Source organism: Paenibacillus doosanensis (assembly GCF_025060755.1).
GTDB lineage: Bacteria > Bacillota > Bacilli > Paenibacillales > NBRC-103111 > Paenibacillus_S > Paenibacillus_S doosanensis.
The window spans coordinates 29695-47000 of record NZ_JANYUY010000002.1 but is presented as its reverse complement, the minus strand read 5'-3'; the positions used below and the strand labels follow the sequence as shown (position 1 = coordinate 47000).

The window sequence follows — 17306 nt, the reverse complement described above, 5'->3', positions numbered from 1 at the left end:
GATGAAGAAGGTATAGTTAAAATATAGAAAAACGTCTTCTGAGGCGGGAGGAGGGCATGGTGTTGGCGGGCAAACGATTTGAGAATATGGATGGGGTCAACACGCTAAAAAGCTTTAAAGAACTTCGGCAATGGCAGAAGGAGCGCCGGACGAAGATTAAGGATCTATCCTTCACAGTGCCGACCTGCGAACGGAAAGCCGTGGATTTTTTGCGGAGCAACCGGGAGCAGACATCGATTACATGGATCGGCCATTCTTCCTTCCTGATTCAGATGGGCGGTGTGAACCTGCTGACCGATCCGGTCTGGGCCGAACGGATGGGCTTTGCCCGGCGCTTGTCCCCGCCCGGGCTGAGCATGGATGAGCTGCCGCCGATCGATGCGGTGCTGCTCTCCCACAGCCATTACGACCATATGGACATGCGCACGCTGCGCGCATGGAAGTCCGCGCAGCTGTACGTGCCCGCAGGGCTCGGGCCCAAGCTGCGGGCCAAAGGCTTCACCAGCGTCGCCGAGCTCAGCTGGTGGGAGCATGCGCAGCTCGGCGGGCTCGAGCTGCATTTTGTCCCGGCGCAGCATTGGACGCGCCGGACGCTCTTGGACACCAACCGCTCCCACTGGGGCGGTTGGGTCTTCCAGCCCGCGCAGCTTGGCGAGGCGCGCGGGGCGGTGTATTTTGCCGGGGATAGCGGCTATTTCCCCGGCTTCCGGCGGATCGGCGAACGGTTCGCGATCCGGTATGCTTTGATGCCGATCGGCGCGTACGAGCCGGAGTGGTTTATGTCCGCGCAGCATGTTACCCCGGAGGAGGCGGTACAAGCGTTTCTGGACGTGCAGGGGGATGTGTTCATCCCGATGCACTACGGCGCGTTCCGCCTGGCCGACGATACGCCGCGCGAAGCGCTCGACCGGCTGCTCGCCGATTGGCGGAGGCGGCAGCTGCCCGAACAGGCGCTGCGGGTTCTGCAGCTCGGCGAAACGCTCGTATAGCCTCGGCCACCGGCGAGAGGCTAACGATTGCATAGCAAATCCCCTGGCGGACATTGGCTTAGCCGCGCCAGGGGATTTTTTGTTGTTTAGGAAATGATGCGCAGCCATATTCTGAGGAGATCCGGGGGCTCTCCCGAAAGTAATGTCTACCCATAGAACGATCCCAGAGGAATGGTTAGACGCCGATCCAGCTTAGGCCGGATGCGGACGGAATAAGCTTCAGAGCATCACGTCACTTTTGGGGGATTGGTTCCGCGCCGCTTTTCTTGCAGGCAAGCGGCTTTGCCGGAGCAGGCTTACGCTTTGCCGTCCTTGCGGCTTTCGGTCATTTGCTGCCAGACCGATCCGGCGGCTTCTTCGCCGCGTTCGATGCGCTCCAGCGCGATCTTCGCTTGCAGCTGTACCTCGAACTCGGGGTCGTTCGAAGCTTCGCGAAGCGCTTCGACGGCGGTTTCGTCGCCGGCTTCGTACAGGAAGCGGGCGGCGCGCCAGCGAACGAGCTTGTTTTTATCGCGAATCGCTTCAATCATTGGGCCGACAGCGGCCGGATCGCCGAGATCGGACAGCGTATCCCCGGCAGTGCGACGCACGGCGGCGGTAGAATCCTTGAGCGCCTGGAATAAATAAGGCAGCGCTTCGGCGCGTCGCAGGTCGCCGAGATAGACGACGGCCAGACGGCGGATCGAGGTATTTTCATCGGTGATCGCTTTGGCCAATAGAGGCAACGCCTCGATCGAAGGCTCGAACCGTTCGAGCGCCGCGTAACGCAGCTTCCAATCGTCGGATTGGAACTGTTCCTCTACTTCCGCCAGCGATAACGGGCTCGGTCTGACGCTTTGCGGCGGCGCTTCCCCGGTCTCCGGAGTTCCCTGCTCCTGCGCGAGCCGGATCAGCTCATGGAGCCGCTCTTCGGGATAGGACGCCTCCAGCTCGCTTACAATTTCTTCGGCGATTTCTTCCAGTTCTCCGTAACGGACACCGAACTCCTCCAGCTTGCGCTCCCGGATCATGGACGATCCGGCGGCTTTCTGTACCGCTTTGCCGAACAGAGGCGGCAGCGCCGAGCGCACCTCTCGGTCTCCCGAGCGTACCCGTACTTGCATTGGAATGCCGCGGTACATTTGGACTAACACTTGAGCTTCTCCGTAGCTTGCGGCAGGGCCCGTATCCCGGGCCTCTCCGGCTCCGGCTTCTGCTTGCATCAGCTCGCGGGCGGCGGCAAGCACGGCTGCCCAATCCGCCCCGGGAACGCGGTCCAGCGCGATAAAGTCGGCCGTTCGGAACAAGCTGCGCACTCCCTGGATCGCAAGAAGACTTTTCAGCGGTTCGGGAGCTTGGGCAGCCTGATCCGCTTTGAACGTTTGGCGGATGCCTCTCGGCAGCGATTCATCCACATTGAGTTTCATGGAGTTAGGACTGGGCGTAGGTTCTATAGAAATAAGCTTCATAAGGATTCCCTCCGAAGTTACTTTTTTATCGTACTATGTTCAGTTTACCTTATTTCGAACGATGATGCGACAGAGGCTGACGATCGGAGAAGGGAGCCCGCCGGCCGCGATCCGTCCGGGGAGCTGCAGTTTATCGGGCGCCTTTCGCATTCTGAACAAACAAGCCCGGCTAGGACGCAGCCGGGCTTGTTCATACAGGGGTTTGTTATAATATAGGACGCACTCATTAGCTGAAATGCACCGCCCTTAGTCTTTATCCACCAAATTGCGGTGCAAATAGTTGTCGTCCAACGTTTTGGTCAAGTCGAAGACGGTGTGTGCCAGATCCAGGTTTTCGAAGATGTGCTCGCATTGATCCTTGTAAGCCATTTCTTCATCGTAATGGGAAGTGTAACGCTGAATTAATTCCGGAGTGTCTCCACGGTCTTCTTCGCGTTTAACAATTGTCTTCAGGTCCGCATAGATGAATATTCGCACGGCTTTATTGCCGTACAGCTTTTTGAGCGCTTCGGCGCCGAAACGGTTCAGAACCAAATAAATAGCTCCGTGCTTCTCAATCATTTGAGCTACGTCTCGTTCCTTTACCCCGTAGCGGTTGCCGTCGATTTCGATAACTTCAATAAATTCGTTATTACGCTCGGCTTCCGTAAATACGTCTCTGGAGACAAAATGGTAATCTTGGCCGTTGAATTCCGCAGACCGGGGTGCTCGCGTCGTGTACGATATCACTTGTTTCATTCCGAGTGTTTCACCGGACATTTGGGCGACGGTTTTACGTCCGGCACCGTTTGGTCCGGTAAAAATGAAGATGAAGTCTTTATCCCTTAGTTCGTACATGGAAACCCCTCCTTGGTTTTAGAAGTTCCTTGCCGATTGCGTATACCTTATTTTACCTGTTTTCCGCGCTCAGGTAAAGGCTTACGTATCGAAGCCAGGGGGAAATCGGAGAGGAGCCCCCCGCTGCAGCCGCCCCTTGAGGCGGCGAAGCCCGCTGTGCCGCGGGTTTATCGCCCGCGCCGTCCGCGGCTTCCCGCGTCGCCGCGTTTGCCGCGCTTAGCGTCCGGCTGCCCTGCCCGCCCGCGAGCTTGCTGCATCCCGCCGCGCTCGCTGGAGCGAGCTGCCGAGCGGTCTTGCCATCCGCGCCCGCCGGAGTCGGCGGCAGCGCCCGCGCGCCCGCGAGCTTGCTGCATCCCGCCGCGCTCGCTGGAGCGAGCTGTCGAGCGGTCTTGCCATCCGCGTCCGCCGGAGTCAGCGGCAGCGCCCGCCCGTCCGCGAGCTTGCTGCATCCCGCCGCGCTCGCCGGAGCGAGCCGCCGAGCGGTCTTGCCATCCGCGTCCGCCGGAGTCGGCGGCAGCGCCCGCGCGCCCGCGAGCTTGCTGCATCCCGCCGCGCTCGCTGGAGCGAGCCGCCGAGCGGTCTTGCCATCCGCGTCCGCCGGAGTCGGCGGCAGCGCCTGCCCGCCCGCGAGCTTGCTGCATCCCGCCGCGCTCGCTGGAGCGAGCTGCCGAGCGGTCTTGCCATCCGCGTCCGCCGGAGTCGGCGGCAGCGCCTGCGCGCCCGCGCGCTTGCTGCCCGGCTCCGCGCCGTCCTCCCGGCGTCCGCACAAGCTCCTTGTCGGCGTAGTCGCCGCGTTCGCCGCTGCGTCCACCGCGCCCGCTCGTCCGCGCTTCGCTAAGCTCGCCGTCCGCCTTCACTGTGCGCCGCGGCAGCTCCATATGAATGCCGCGTTCGATCGCTTCCAGCGCGCCTTGATCCCGCTGCGCGACCATCGTCACCGCCATCCCGCGCTGTCCTGCCCGGCCGGTCCGGCCGATGCGGTGAATGTAGCTCTCCACGTCATGGGGGATGTCGTAATTGAACACATGCGTAATGCCCTCGACATCGAGCCCTCTTGCGGCGATATCCGTTGCCACGAGCAATTGGATCTTCGCTTCTCTGAACCGCTTCATGACCTGCTCGCGTTTCGCCTGCGTCAAATCGCCGTGCAGCTCGTCCGATGCATACCCGAGATCCTGCAGCGCTTCGTTCAGTTTGCCGGCGCGAAGCTTAGTACGGCAGAAGATCATCGCCAAATAGGGACGATATTCGTCGATAAGCCGGCATAAGGCGTCCTGCTTGCCGCGGTCGGTCGTTTTGACGGCGATTTGCTCGATTTCCGTCAACGTAATCTGCTTGGATTTGACCTTAATTTCCTGAGGCGTTCTCATATAGCTTTTAGCCAGATTGCGTATAGGCCCGGGCATGGTGGCGGAGAACAGCAGCGTCTGCCGTTTGGGCGACGTTTGCACAATAATTTCTTCCACTTCGTTCAAAAAGCCCATATGCAGCATCTGATCGGCTTCATCCAACACCAGGGTAGACAAGCGCTGCAGTTGAACCGTCTCTCTCCGCAGATGGTCGAGCAAGCGGCCAGGCGTCGCAATGATCATATGTACGGTGCCTTCGAGTTTTTTTAATTGGCGCTCGACATCTTGCCCGCCGTAGGCGGCGAGAACGCGGACGCCCTTGATCGGCGCCCATTTCTGAACTTCTCCGGCGATCTGGATCGCAAGCTCGCGGGTAGGCGTGACGATGAGCGCTTGCGTGTAGTTTTTGCGCGGATCGATGCGCTCGAGAATCGGCAGAACGAAAGCTAACGTTTTCCCTGTGCCGGTTTGCGCCTGGGCAATGACATCGTCCCCGGCGAGCACGACGGGAATCGCTTCCTGCTGAACGGGGGTGGGCTCCGTATACCCTTGGTTTTTCAAGGCTTCCGCTATTTGTTCGCTAATGCCTAATGTGGCAAAATTTGATTTCATTATAGATTGTCTCCTTATCTTCCGGTTCATTCATCTTCCGATAATAACAGCTTGTTCGGCTGTCCGGCGTATACATGCATTCTACAGGAAGCGAAGGCAAAAAGAAACCGGATCGCGGCATAAAAAAAACCGAGTTTCTTCATATATAATATGAAGCGATACTCGGGGGGATAAAGACTTACCGTTCCGTGCTTGTAGGCTGGGTCGGCTGGGTGCCGAAGATTTGCTCCGACAGAGCGTCGAAATGAGGCAAATAAGGCTTCAGATCGCGCCCGTGCCAAGCCTCCTGGGCTATCCGGTTTAATTCATTAATATAGGTACGGTTGGCCGAAATATAAACGTCGACCACAGTAGGCTGCAAGGAACGAATTTTTTCGGCAATTTTCTGCTTAAACAGATGGGATAAATAATTATGGTCCCACACCGTTTCGTACGAGTTGGTTCCGGTGGCGAGCTTGTCCGGGTGGGCATAGTCGTTGAACGGGGTGTACGTATTATAGAGACCGCGGACCGTGCCGGCGTTATTCGTCTCCTGCGGCCCGATTCCGCTGCGCGTTCCCGTCGCCGTCTTGTCGATCGTAATGGCCACATAAGCGGTATTGTCGGCGAGCATGACGATGGCGCTGTTTACCCCGTCCATAGCGGCGACTTGATCGGATAGAAATTGGTTCATCTCCAGATTCGAATGCTTATGCGATACGATCGCGTACTGCTGCTGCGTCTGATAGGCTCTTGTCGTATCTTGATTGGGTGCATCCCGCCTGCTGCCGTAATTGTTGGCGCTGTTGTAATCGTACGTCGGGTAGCATCCGGCGAGCGTTACAAAGATGCCTGCGCACAACGCTGCCCAAGAAAGCCGTAAACCGTGCATAGCTTATTACCTCCTCACAATGTCGTTAATCCCGGCCGGCCCTCGGTGAAGAAAAAACAGTTCGGCAGGCATAACTTTCGGGTGCTTTTGAGAAAACTGATTCTAAATAAGGGATAAGCTCTTCAATATTAGAATCCAACAAATCGGGATTATTATGCGCTGCGATTATTCGACATTTCGTGCATAAAAGCCCTGGATTTTGGAAATAAAACAAGAGAGGCAAAGGAGAAAACCGAATGAAAATACTATGAAAATGCCCGTTTGAGAACAATTTGTGAACTTCTTCAGATTCATTGACAAAAAAGTGGTACGAATTTATAGTTAATATGGTGATTAGGTTCATTGACAATATATGACCTTTTGTTTGAAAAATATTAGCTTTAGAGGTGGGATTGATAAGATGAATCGATGGCAAAATCTGTGGCGCTTCATCCCTCTTTTCGGGTTGATGATGATGCTTCTGACAGGGTGTGGACACGATACGATTTCAGCCTTGAAGCCTAGGGGTCCTGTCGCCAGAGACCAGCTGTTTCTAATGAAGCTGAGCCTTGGCATCATGATCTTGGTTGTCGTGGTTGTATTCGCTATCTATGTTTACGTTCTCATTCGCTTTCGGAAGAAAAAGGGCGATAAAGACATCATTCCGAAGCAAGTGGAAGGCAGCCACACACTGGAAATTATTTGGACGGTCGTTCCGATTCTTCTGCTGCTCATTCTGGCTGTGCCTACGGTGAGCTATACGGTCAAGTTGTCGGAAAACCATATCAACGACAAGGATGCGGTTCATGTCAAAGTGACAGCGCATCAATTCTGGTGGCAGTTTGAATATCCGGAGCTTGGTATTGCTACCGCGCAAGATCTGGTTATTCCTGCAGGCAAAAAAATTGCGTTTGAAATTACATCCGCGGACGTGCTTCACGCCTTCTGGATTCCTTCCTTGGGCGGCAAACAGGACACGAACGTAGGGATGACCAACGTATTCTATCTTGAAGCGGACGACGCCGATACCTTTATGGGTAAATGTGCGGAACTCTGTGGTGCGTCCCATGCCTTGATGGACTTTAAGGTCGTTTCCAAAACGGAAGCCGATTTCAACAAATGGGTAGAGAAAATGAAAACCCCGGCAACAATCCCAGCCGACGCTAAGAACGGGGAGCAAATATTTAAAGACAATTGCTTGTCCTGTCACGCGGTCAATGCACAAGGCCTTGGCTTTGGACCTAACTTGAACGGATTCGCTTCTCGTGAAATGGTTGCAGGTATTCTGCCTCACGACGACGAGAGCATTAAGAAATGGATTAAAGATCCTCAATCGGTGAAACCGGGCAACAAAATGCCTCAAATCCCATTGCAGGACAACCAAATCAACGATTTGGTCAAATACTTAGATTCATTGAAATGATGAACATCTTGGAAAAAAGGAGGTAAATACGTTGGCTCATTCTCACAAGGCAAAACATTACACCGGATTAATGGATTGGCTTACAACCGTTGACCATAAAAAGATCGGTATTTTGTACTTGATTGCTGGAGGATTGTTCTTCCTCATGGGCGGTGTGGAAGCGATTCTGATTCGGATTCAGCTGTTGTATCCTGACCAAAAGATTTTTATCGGCGACACGTTCAACGCACTTACGACGATGCACGGTACGACGATGATCTTCTTTGCGGCGATGCCGATTATCTTTGCTTTTATGAATGCGGTTGTACCGCTTCAAATCGGAGCTCGCGACGTAGCATTCCCATTTGTGAATGCGCTGGGCTTCTGGCTTTTCTTCTTCGGTGGAGTCATGCTCAATACCAGCTGGTTCTTGGGCGGAGCGCCTGCGGCAGGCTGGACGGCTTATTCGCCGCTTGCAAGCATTGTCGATCCTACCATCAGCTACCATGGCGTTGACTTCTATGTGCTCGGCTTACAGATTGCCGGTTTGGGTACGTTAATCGGGGGGATTAACTTCCTTGTAACGATTATCAACATGCGCGCTCCCGGTATGACTTATATGAGAATGCCGCTCTTTACTTGGACAGCATTCATCACTTCCGCTTTGATCTTGTTCGCTTTCCCTGCGATTACCGTAGGTTTGGTTGAACTGATGTTCGACCGCTTGTTCGGCGGCGCGTTCTTCGATGTTGCCAAAGGCGGTAATGCAGTACTCTGGGAGCATTTGTTCTGGATCTTCGGTCACCCCGAAGTATATATCCTGATTCTCCCGGCATTCGGTATCATTTCCGAAATCGTCAGTACGTTCTCCAAAAAGCGTTTGTTCGGTTACAGCTCGATGGTATTCGCTACAGCGCTGATCGGGTTCCTGGGCTTCATGGTTTGGGTTCACCACATGTTTACAACCGGTATCGGACCTGTCGGTAACGCGATCTTCTCCATCGCAACGATGGCTATCGCCGTTCCTACCGGGGTTAAGATCTTTAACTGGCTGTTCACGCTGTGGGGCGGACAAATCCGTTTCACGACAGCGAACATCTTTGCCACTGCGTTTATTCCGACGTTCGTTATGGGCGGTACGACAGGGGTTATGCTTGCGGTTCCTGCCGCTGACTTCCAGTATCACGATACATACTTCGTCGTAGCTCACTTCCACTACGTTATCGTCGGCGGTTTGGTTCTTGGTTTGTTCGCCGGTGCTTACTACTGGTGGCCAAAAATGTTCGGCCGTATGCTGAACGAAACGCTTGGTAAAATTCATTTCTGGACCTTCTTTATCGGTTTCCATATGACTTTCTTCCCTCAGCACTTCTTAGGGCTCATGGGGATGCCTCGCCGCGTATTTACATATCAGCCCGGCGTTGGTTTGGAAGAAGGTAACTTTATCAGTACGATCGGCGCCTTCTTGATGGGTATCGGTACGATTGTGTTCTTGATCAATACGATTTCGACGGCTCGTCTGCCGAAGAACGCTCCTGCGGACCCATGGGACGGCCGTACATTGGAGTGGGCGATTCCTTCGCCTCCGCCAGAGTATAACTTCAAGCAAACTCCGCTTGTGCGCGGATTGGACCCATTGTGGAAAGAGAAGATGGCCGGCAACAAAGAGATGACTCCGGCAGAGCCTATCGGTTCGATTCATATGCCGTCTCCGTCGATTTTGCCGTTGATTTTCTCGATCGGATTCTTTATTGCCGGTTTCGGCTTTATGTACCATACTTACGTGGTATCCGTTATCGGTATCGCCATTATGCTGCTCTGTATGTTGTTAAGATCGGTTTACGACGATCACGGGTATCATATTGAACCGGAAGAGCTCAACGATAAGGGGGTTAAGGCATGAGTGCGCATCATGGAGTAGGCGGTGCCCTGCCACCTCACGCGGAAACGGCAACACTGGAAGGAAAAAATAAAGTAATGGGATTCTGGCTCTTCCTTGGCGGAGAATGCGTATTGTTCGGTACGTTGTTCGCTTCGTTCATCGCTCTGCGAAACCAGGTTCCTGACGGTCCTACGGGACAAGAGATTTTCCAATTAGGTACGGTAGCTTTATCGACATTCATCTTGTTGACGAGCTCCCTTACCAGCGTATTTGCAACGATGGCTTTACACCGCAATCAATTAAGCAAGCTTTTGTTGTGGATGGGTATTACCGTATTGTTGGGCCTCTGCTTCTTAGGCCTTGAAGTATATGAGTTTACCGAATATGTGCATGAAGGCCATGTGTTCTCCAAGAGCGCCTTCGCCACATCGTTCTACACGCTGGTCGGCTTCCATGGAGCCCACGTAGCGTTCGGCGTATTGTGGATTACGCTTCTCATCTTGTCTTCCTTGAAAAAGGGACTTACCGTTGTTACGGCGCCTAAGTTTTATGTTGCCGGCTTGTACTGGCACTTTATCGACGTAGTATGGGTATTTATCTTCACCGTAGTGTATTTGATGGGGAAGGTGGGACCGTAAATGAGCAGCCAACAGCATACTTCATCTGCCGGAAACCGGCATAAGTTGGAAGGCCCTAAGAATCATTACTTGTCCTATATCGTATCGATACTGTTAACCATGATCGCTTTTGCAGCCGTGCTGTACGGCGGTCTGGACCGGGCGTTTCTGCTCTGGTTTTTAAGCGGCCTTGGCGTCGTTCAAGTTTTATTCCAGTTGGCGTATTGGATGCACATGAAGGATAGAGGCCATCTCTTCCCGATCGTGGGTTTGATTTTTGGAGCTATCGTTGCTTTGACGGCCGTAGCTGCGGGCGTTTTCTGGACTTGGTGGTAATTAGCGTAAGGGGTGGCTTTTAGAAGATGAAAGCCCCTCTTTTTTTCTTGTTATGCCTAGGAATCCGGAAAGGAGAGAGTTGGACATGAATGCGAGTCTTTTGAGTCATAGCGGTCATGAAGGCGCAGGCGCGATCTCCGGCTTTGCGACGCTGTGGGGGCCTGGTGTGCTGCTTGTCGTGATTATCATCGGCTGGTTATATGGAATGGCTGTCAATCGGTGGCGTCATCGGTTCGCAGAGTCGGAGCCGGTGGCGGTCAAACATCAAGTATTTTTCTATATCGGGCTGTTGTTATATTATTTGGCGGAGGGGAGCCCTCTAAGCTTTTACGGGCATCATTACAGCTTCAGCGCGCATATGCTGCAGCAATCGATATTGTATCTGATTATGCCTCCATTTATTTTGCTCGGCCTTCCGGGATGGATGCTGCGGCCGCTGCTCAAAAGCAGGGGAGCACAGCGTGCTATGCAATTGTTAACCGCGCCGCTCGGGTCGTTATTCGTGTTTAACATGGTGTTCTCCTTTTACCATATCCCGATGATTATGGACGCGCTTATGGCCAATTCGGTGCTCCATGACGTGTACAATACGGTATTCCTTCTGGCGGCGTTCCAAATGTGGTTCCCTGTGTTTTGCCCGCTGCCCGAATATAACAAGATGTCGGAATTGTGGAAGATGGCGTATATTTTTGTCAACGGCATTTTATTGACGCCGGCCTGCGCTTTGATCATCTTTGCGAGCGAGCCGATGTATGCGAATTTTAAAAACGTCTCCGAGCAGTATTTATTTATGTCCGTTCTGAACGATCAGCAGCTAGGCGGCGTCATTATGAAAATCATTCAAGAAATCGTCTACGGCATTGCGCTTGCATATACGTTCTTCCGCTGGTATCGGAGAGAGCGTCGGCAGGAAGAGGAAGAAGATTTGCAGAATGAGTCGTTCGTCCATTCTCCGGTCAATGCTAACCGGGCCTGACTATCGATAATGAGGTGGAAGCAACAATGCATATATTGCCTACGATTAGCACCAGCTTCATCGTGATCAGTGCTATTTTTGTAGCCTTCGGATGGGCGCAGATTGTGAAGGGGAATCGGGACACTCACCAGAAATTGATGCTGTGGGGAGCCGGCTTTGCCCTCGCCTTTTTCATCATCTACGTCTCACGGACCATCTTCGTAGGAAATACAACCTTCGGCGGACCGGAATCTTTGAAGCTGCCGTATCATCTATTTTTATTTTTTCATATTACCTTAGCTACGGTTGCGGCCGTATTCGGCGTTATTACCTTACTGCATGCGTTCAACAAACGGTTTGCGAAGCATAAGAAAATCGGCCGCTGGACGGCCGTTATTTGGCTGCTTACCGCTCCGACCGGCGTCGTCGTCTACGTTCTGCTGTACGTCATGTACCCGGGCGGGGATACGAAGCCGATGATTGACGCCATATTGGGACTATAGAGTGAGCTATATCCTTCAGAAACAGATTCCGTTACGGAGTCTGTTTTTTTTGTTGTCACGTCACTACCCTGGAAATTACTCTTGGTACCCCATTTCCATTGTCTGTGGTGCCGCGTCGGCGGCATGGATGGCTTTTGGGGGTTTTGTTCTTAGCTTTGACAGCCCTGAATCTGTAGAAGCGAAGCGTTCGCCTTTGCTCCCGGATTTTCTCCTTTCCGGAGGTGAAAAATTAAAAAATCCGGCTACAACCGCGAGTGGAAACTTCTATCGACCGCAGGCCGTTTGTTTTTCACTACACTTTTTAACGAAGCTTTTATAAAATCGGCAGCTCTTTGAGTCTTTTTGCGGCAACAATGGTTTCTTAGTGTCATGGTTATACTAAGGAACAGAACAGCCAATTCAGGGGGATTATGCCGTATGGCCAATGTGTTGGTAGTGGACGACGATAGGCATATCGTACGCTTGATCACGTTATTTTTGCAGCGGGAAGGGTTTATTACGCTGGAGGCCTATCATGGCCGCGAGGCATTGCAGCAGCTTGAGGCAGGCAAGGTTGATCTGGTCATTCTCGATATTATGATGCCGGAGATGGACGGATGGGATTTATGCCGGCAAATTAAAGAACATTACGATATTCCGGTGCTGATGGTAACGGCTCAAGGAGAGACGGGGCAAAAAATTAAAGGCTTCGAGCTCGGTACCGACGATTATTTGGTCAAGCCGTTCGATCCGCTGGAGCTTGTCGCAAGGGTACGCGCTTTGCTTAAACGTTACAAAATCGCTACTTCGCATCTTGTGCAGGTCGGCAGCTGCATGCTGGACCAATCGTCGCATCGAGTGCGGATAGCCGATGAAGAAGAGAGTACGCTGCCGCTCAAGGAATTTGAGCTGTTGTTCAAGCTGGCCAGCTATCCGGGGCAAATCTTCACGAGAGACCAGCTCATCCAGCAAATATGGGGCATCGATTATGAAGGCGACGAAAGAACGGTTGACGTCCATGTGAAAAGGCTGAGAGAACGCTTCAGGGAGGAGACGGCAAGGTTCCGAATCAGCACGGTACGAGGGTTAGGATACCGGCTGGAGGTATTGGAATGATCAAGTCGCTGTATATTCGCCTCGTGGCCGTATTCGTCGCGGCGGTCATCGTCGGCCTGGTCGTCTCGCTGATCGTATCCAATCACTTGTTCGATCAACAGCTGCAGGAATGGATGAAGACGGATACGGAGCAATCCGGCGAGCATATCGCGGCGCTGCTGAAGGAAAGCGATCCCGGGAAGTGGAGCACGATTCTGCCGCAGCTTGCGGAGATGAAATCGTCTTACATCGGGTTATACGATGCGGCAGGCGGACGGGTAGCGGGCTCGGCCGATTCGCCGAAGGTGGTGTCCGGCGATATATTGCGGGTTATTGGCGGCGAGCGTTACCAGCAATTCATCGAACCGCATAACGACGGCCTTCCGGCCTGGCTGATGGGGTTTCCGATACAGCTTGGCGGAACAAGCTTCGCCCTGTTCGTACAGCCCGACTATTCGGTCTTCAGCGTCGGTATCCGCAGAACGATCCAGTTGAATTTGCTGATCGTACTGGTTGTCGGCGGGGCGGTGATGGCCGTGGCGGCCCGCTATTTGGTCAAGCCGCTCAATATGCTGACCAGAGCGACGCGCAAGCTGGCGAAGGGCAATTTCAATGTCCGGCTGGATTATACGCGCAACGACGAAATCGGAGTGCTGACCCAGAGCTTCAATGAAATGGCGCTCGAGCTGGGGCAATTGGAGCAAATGCGGCAGGATTTCGTATCCAATGTATCTCACGAAATTCAATCGCCGCTGACGTCGATCATCGGATTTGCGAAGGCGCTGCGCAGCAGCACGATCCCGGAGGCGGAGAGGATCAATTATTTGGATATCATTCAATCGGAAAGCGAGCGATTGTCGCGCCTGAGCGATAATCTGCTGAAGCTCGCTTCGCTGGAATCGAAGCATCATCCGTTTCGGAGAACGACATTCCGGCTGGACGAGCAGCTTCGCCACGTAGCGGTCGTTTGCGAGCCGCTGTGGAGCGCCAAGCATATACGGCTGGAGCTGACTCTGCCGAAGACGATGATTGCCGGCGATGCGGACCTGCTTAATCAGGTGTGGATGAATTTGCTCGGCAACAGCATCAAGTTTACGCCGGAAGGAGGCAGCATCCGGATTCGCTCCGAATCCGAAGTCAGCCGGGTGAAGGTAAGCTTTGCCGATACGGGAATCGGTATCCCCGAAGGGGAGCGGAATAAAATATTTCAGCAATTTTACAAAGCCGATCGCTCCCGCACAGGGACTACCGGGGGCAGCGGCCTTGGTCTGGCCATCGTCCACAACATCGTGTCTCTCCATAAAGGAGCTATTCAGGTGGAGAGTAAAGAAGGGGAAGGGACTACCATGACGGTCATACTGCCGAGCATCAGTTGAGGAACGCTGCCTTGTTCTTAAGCGCGCCCTGTCCCGCTGCAGCTCTGCGTATCAGCCCGCTCAAGACCTCTTGCGTTTAAGCCGGCATCTGAGTAGCCGTAGGCTTGGCGTAGCCCTTTTCATATTTTTGATCGATGAAGGTGCGGATTTCCTTAACCGTGCGACCATCCTGCTTCATTCTGGCGGCCGTTACCGCGATTTCGAGACAGACGCCGCAGCGCGTGCCGTGATCGTCCCAGACGACGCTGCCGTCCGGCTTTACTTCTTTGACGAAGCAGTTCTGATTGCTCGTGTGTCCGGCGCTTTCGCCGCATCCGCAGTAGCAGGGAATCCACTTCAGCACATCCAGCGTGCTTGCCGCAATCTGATAAGCTTGTTTGATTTCCGGGCGCTGCTTGTCAAGAAAGGTCGGCAGTTTCGCCAGACTTGAGGTCGTTTCTTGCAAGTCGCCGTTTGCAGCGTGCTGCTGGTGGGGAGCATGCGATGCTACGGCGTCGGCAGACTTGCCGGCAGAAGAGCCGCAAGCGCTCAGCAAGATCGATAGCGCTACCATCCCCGATAATGGAACTAGCCGCAGGTTCATTAGTTATAAACCTCCACAAAATGTATTGTTTCCTAATGCTTAGTATTCATTATACCATACATGGGTATAGGATATTCCGAGCTGCCGTGACAGCTTCATGACTTGCCTTTTGAAGAACGGGAGATGATTTGTATGAAAGGATCAGCGGTTGTCCGGTGCTTTTGGCAGGGAGCGTCCAAGGAAAACAGCGGCACACTGCATAAGATAAGTATGGATTTGCAGCAGCTGCGGGGTTAGCGGGCAAGCCAAAAAACCGGCAGCGCGACGCAGATGGTCGCAGGCTGCCGGTTTAACGGTTAGCGGGGCATCGCCGCCATAAAAGCGCCGAAGTTACTTCAGTGCGCTTCCGCCGAACACAAAGCGGTATTCCCAATGCTTGCCTTCGATGCTGTCGATGCGAACGCCGCCGGATTCTTTGGAATACGTATGAAGAACTTGTCCGTTGCCCAAATAGATCGCTACATGGGAAATGCGCTGATTGGATTTATTCGTCGGATAAGCGGACTTGCTTGTCCCTTTGTAATCCATGAAAAACATCAGATCGCCCGGCTTCAGATTATGCCAATCCGTCGTCGTGTTACCGAGCTTTTTCACATAATCGGCTTGCTGACGGGAATCGCTCGGCAGAGTGATGCCTGCGCCGTCTTTAAACGCTTGGCGGACGAAATCGGAGCAGTCGAACGTCTTGGTATTCGAACGGCTGGAGCCGAACTCGTACGGGGTACCGAGATATTTTTTACCGGCGTTAATAATTTTAGTGACCGTAGCGCTGGTATTGGTGCTGGTGTTGTTGTTGGAAGAGCCGCTGCCGCTGTTTCCGCTATTGCCGGAGCTGCTGTTTCCGGAAGAGGATGATTTAATATATTTGCTGTCTGTCGACACGTAGCCGACTTTGCCATTGGCATCGCGAACCTGGTACCAGTAATTGTTCACCTTGGAAACAATATTGACGGATTCGCCCTTCTTAAGCATACGGATCACCTTGGACGAAGTGCTGGGCGCGTCTCTAAAGTTGACTCCGCTGACGATTTGCGCCGATGCGGCGTGAGCTTCATGAGGGGCGACCAGGCCAATTCCGGCTGTGAGAGTAGTGGCTAGCAGTAGAGCGGCAAGTTGTTTCTTCATGTTTTGAATTACCTCCAGTTGTTCTAAGATGTAGTTGCCAAACCTTTTTATGTAAATTGCCGGCGCTTTTCATCAAAGCGGCAGGCAAAGGTTTGCCTCGTATAGGGGCCTATAAGATTGTTCTATTGGAGTGCAAAAATACTTGAGTTTGACATGACCAAGCATCCGATACACAATAAAAATAAGAACGCGATATCGCTGACAACAATCCGTTTGGAATCAAGGACTAGGAGCAGGAGGTACCGGATTTGAACGTGTGGACGCTTGGCCCGTTGGTCTTATCTAGCCAAATTGCGATTGCGGCCGCTGCGGCGGTGGCAGGGTATGTAACGATGCGAGCGCGGCTGCGCCGTCTACTGCCCCCAGAAGCCCGCTATGACAGGGCCTGGGACGCGGCTTTGCTTTGGCTCCTCTTATGGAAGTTGAGCGCGCTGCTGTTTCAGCCGATAAGCTTGCTGGATAATCCCGCGGACCTGCTGTACAGCAGCGGCGGCATGCGAGGCATTTGGCTGGCAACGTTTATAACGTTAGGCTATGTGTGGTTTCGGGACCATAAATCCCCTAACAGAACCATTTATATAGATTCGTGGCTTGTCTCCATTTTGGTGGGGTACACTTTGTATCGGATTTTGGCGGTCATATTTTTAGAGGGAAATGCTTCCACTAATGCCGTCATAGCGGTTCTCGGCATCGCTTTGCTGGCAGCTTGGCGGAAAGTACGGCCGCAGGCGGGGAGCAGGGGCGTATCGACGCTGTTCGTTTCTTTCGTCATACTCCATGCGCTGATCAGCACAGTCGCTGCGAATACTTGGGAGAAGTCGGGAGGGTTCGGCGTTCAGGCTGCGGAGGATGCGGCGGAAGGGCTCGGCATCGGTCAGCGGGCGCCGGACTTTGAGCTTTTTACGTTGGAAGGTCAAGCCGTAAAGCTGTCCGATTTCCGGGGAAAAAAAGTGCTGATCAACTTTTGGGCGACCTGGTGTCCGCCGTGCCGGATCGAGATGCCCGTTATGCAGAAGTTTTATAGCGAGTACAAAGACCGCGACGTCGTCATCTTGTCTGTGGATGCCAGACATACCGAAGTAAGCCAGGCTCCCGTCGAGGCGTTCAAGAGCCACTGGGGGCTGACTTTTCCGCTGGTGTTGGATGTGGAAGGCCAAGTAGGGAAAACCTATCAAATATCCGCGTATCCGGCCACTTATGTGTTAGATGAACAGGGAATCATTCGCAAAAAGCATCAAGGAGCGATGGACGAGGATATGCTTAAAAAAGCAGTCCGGTAAATGCCGAACGGCATAATGCCCCTGCTATGAAAGCGAAACAAAATCATATTGCGCATTCAAGGGCAAGCGTGATATGATGTGATATACA

General features: G+C 53.3%; 16 protein-coding genes. 10 read left to right on the top strand and 6 right to left on the bottom strand.

Annotated elements, in window-relative coordinates; translation table 11 throughout:
- The first annotated feature begins 56 nt into the window (after positions 1–56).
- Positions 57–989: an MBL fold metallo-hydrolase gene (locus tag N0M98_RS02790; protein ID WP_259616887.1), complete on the top strand. Its 933-nt coding sequence runs from the start codon at positions 57–59 to the stop codon at positions 987–989.
- A 296-nt stretch (positions 990–1285) separates the two neighbouring features.
- Here N0M98_RS02790 and N0M98_RS02785 read toward each other — a convergent pair whose 3' ends face one another.
- The 4 genes from N0M98_RS02785 to N0M98_RS02770 form a co-directional block, all read right to left on the bottom strand.
- Positions 1286–2437, bottom strand: coding sequence for a virulence factor (locus N0M98_RS02785; protein ID WP_259616886.1), 1152 nt, complete (start codon positions 2435–2437; stop codon positions 1286–1288).
- 246 nt (positions 2438–2683) lie between these two features.
- Positions 2684–3274 (bottom strand): guanylate kinase, encoded by a 591-nt coding sequence (locus N0M98_RS02780; protein ID WP_249866053.1) that lies wholly within the window; start codon positions 3272–3274, stop codon positions 2684–2686.
- Positions 3275–3441: 167 nt separating this feature from the next.
- Positions 3442–5235, bottom strand: coding sequence for a DEAD/DEAH box helicase (locus N0M98_RS02775; protein WP_259616885.1), 1794 nt, complete (start codon positions 5233–5235; stop codon positions 3442–3444).
- A 178-nt stretch (positions 5236–5413) separates the two neighbouring features.
- The gene (locus N0M98_RS02770) at positions 5414–6106 is read right to left on the bottom strand and encodes a YhcN/YlaJ family sporulation lipoprotein (protein WP_259616884.1); all 693 of its coding nucleotides are present in this window, start codon (positions 6104–6106) and stop codon (positions 5414–5416) included.
- 400 nt (positions 6107–6506) lie between these two features.
- Here N0M98_RS02770 and coxB point away from each other — a divergent pair, with 400 nt between their 5' ends.
- The 8 genes from coxB to N0M98_RS02730 all read left to right on the top strand — a co-directional run bounded on the left by coxB (position 6507) and on the right by N0M98_RS02730 (position 14230).
- Positions 6507–7508, top strand: a complete 1002-nt coding sequence (gene coxB, locus N0M98_RS02765) for a cytochrome c oxidase subunit II (RefSeq protein WP_249866050.1) — start codon at positions 6507–6509, stop codon at positions 7506–7508.
- Positions 7509–7578: 70 nt separating this feature from the next.
- On the top strand, positions 7579–9390 hold the full coding sequence (gene ctaD, locus N0M98_RS02760; protein ID WP_249866328.1) for a cytochrome c oxidase subunit I: 1812 nt from the start codon (positions 7579–7581) through the stop codon (positions 9388–9390).
- Positions 9387–10007 carry a cytochrome (ubi)quinol oxidase subunit III gene (locus N0M98_RS02755; protein WP_249866049.1) on the top strand — a complete coding sequence of 207 codons (621 nt, stop codon included), beginning with the start codon at positions 9387–9389 and terminating at the stop codon, positions 10005–10007. The genes ctaD and N0M98_RS02755 overlap by 4 nt, the downstream gene beginning before the upstream one ends.
- On the top strand, positions 10008–10322 hold the full coding sequence (locus N0M98_RS02750; RefSeq protein ID WP_249866048.1) for a cytochrome C oxidase subunit IV family protein: 315 nt from the start codon (positions 10008–10010) through the stop codon (positions 10320–10322).
- Positions 10323–10407: 85 nt separating this feature from the next.
- Positions 10408–11298 carry a cytochrome c oxidase assembly protein gene (locus tag N0M98_RS02745; protein ID WP_249866047.1) on the top strand — a complete coding sequence of 297 codons (891 nt, stop codon included), beginning with the start codon at positions 10408–10410 and terminating at the stop codon, positions 11296–11298.
- A 26-nt stretch (positions 11299–11324) separates the two neighbouring features.
- Entirely contained in the window at positions 11325–11780 is a 456-nt protein-coding gene (locus tag N0M98_RS02740) for a DUF420 domain-containing protein (RefSeq protein ID WP_249866046.1), read from the top strand.
- Between the two features lie 417 nt (positions 11781–12197).
- Positions 12198–12875, top strand: a complete 678-nt coding sequence (locus tag N0M98_RS02735; protein WP_259616883.1) for a response regulator transcription factor — start codon at positions 12198–12200, stop codon at positions 12873–12875.
- Positions 12872–14230 (top strand): sensor histidine kinase, encoded by a 1359-nt coding sequence (locus N0M98_RS02730; protein ID WP_259616882.1) that lies wholly within the window; start codon positions 12872–12874, stop codon positions 14228–14230. The genes N0M98_RS02735 and N0M98_RS02730 overlap by 4 nt, the downstream gene beginning before the upstream one ends.
- Before the next feature lie 76 nt (positions 14231–14306).
- Here N0M98_RS02730 and N0M98_RS02725 read toward each other — a convergent pair whose 3' ends face one another.
- Together N0M98_RS02725 and N0M98_RS02720 are read right to left on the bottom strand one after the other, a co-directional pair.
- A complete protein-coding gene (locus tag N0M98_RS02725) occupies positions 14307–14813 on the bottom strand; it encodes a PCYCGC motif-containing (lipo)protein (RefSeq protein WP_259616881.1) in 507 nt (168 codons plus the stop codon).
- 330 nt (positions 14814–15143) lie between these two features.
- A complete protein-coding gene (locus tag N0M98_RS02720) occupies positions 15144–15938 on the bottom strand; it encodes a C40 family peptidase (RefSeq protein WP_259616880.1) in 795 nt (264 codons plus the stop codon).
- Positions 15939–16192: 254 nt separating this feature from the next.
- Between N0M98_RS02720 and N0M98_RS02715 the strand changes: the two genes are divergently transcribed.
- Positions 16193–17218 carry a redoxin domain-containing protein gene (locus N0M98_RS02715; RefSeq protein WP_259616995.1) on the top strand — a complete coding sequence of 342 codons (1026 nt, stop codon included), beginning with the start codon at positions 16193–16195 and terminating at the stop codon, positions 17216–17218.
- Positions 17219–17306 lie beyond the last annotated feature (88 nt).

Bases quoted from the DNA above. Each gene is read 5' to 3' on its own strand.
- N0M98_RS02730 (WP_259616882.1), top strand. From the start codon at position 12,872: ATGATCAAGTCGCTGTATATTCGCCTCGTGGCCGTATTCGTCGCGGCG.
- N0M98_RS02755 (WP_249866049.1), top strand. From the start codon at position 9,387: ATGAGTGCGCATCATGGAGTAGGCGGTGCCCTGCCACCTCACGCGGAA.
- N0M98_RS02740 (WP_249866046.1), top strand. From the start codon at position 11,325: ATGCATATATTGCCTACGATTAGCACCAGCTTCATCGTGATCAGTGCT.
- N0M98_RS02775 (WP_259616885.1), bottom strand. From the start codon at position 5,235: ATGAAATCAAATTTTGCCACATTAGGCATTAGCGAACAAATAGCGGAA.
- N0M98_RS02770 (WP_259616884.1), bottom strand. From the start codon at position 6,106: ATGCACGGTTTACGGCTTTCTTGGGCAGCGTTGTGCGCAGGCATCTTT.
- ctaD (WP_249866328.1), top strand. From the start codon at position 7,579: ATGGATTGGCTTACAACCGTTGACCATAAAAAGATCGGTATTTTGTAC.
- N0M98_RS02735 (WP_259616883.1), top strand. From the start codon at position 12,198: ATGGCCAATGTGTTGGTAGTGGACGACGATAGGCATATCGTACGCTTG.
- N0M98_RS02780 (WP_249866053.1), bottom strand. From the start codon at position 3,274: ATGTACGAACTAAGGGATAAAGACTTCATCTTCATTTTTACCGGACCA.
- coxB (WP_249866050.1), top strand. From the start codon at position 6,507: ATGAATCGATGGCAAAATCTGTGGCGCTTCATCCCTCTTTTCGGGTTG.
- N0M98_RS02725 (WP_259616881.1), bottom strand. From the start codon at position 14,813: ATGAACCTGCGGCTAGTTCCATTATCGGGGATGGTAGCGCTATCGATC.
- N0M98_RS02790 (WP_259616887.1), top strand. From the start codon at position 57: ATGGTGTTGGCGGGCAAACGATTTGAGAATATGGATGGGGTCAACACG.
- N0M98_RS02785 (WP_259616886.1), bottom strand. From the start codon at position 2,437: ATGAAGCTTATTTCTATAGAACCTACGCCCAGTCCTAACTCCATGAAA.
- N0M98_RS02745 (WP_249866047.1), top strand. From the start codon at position 10,408: ATGAATGCGAGTCTTTTGAGTCATAGCGGTCATGAAGGCGCAGGCGCG.
- N0M98_RS02720 (WP_259616880.1), bottom strand. From the start codon at position 15,938: ATGAAGAAACAACTTGCCGCTCTACTGCTAGCCACTACTCTCACAGCC.
- N0M98_RS02750 (WP_249866048.1), top strand. From the start codon at position 10,008: ATGAGCAGCCAACAGCATACTTCATCTGCCGGAAACCGGCATAAGTTG.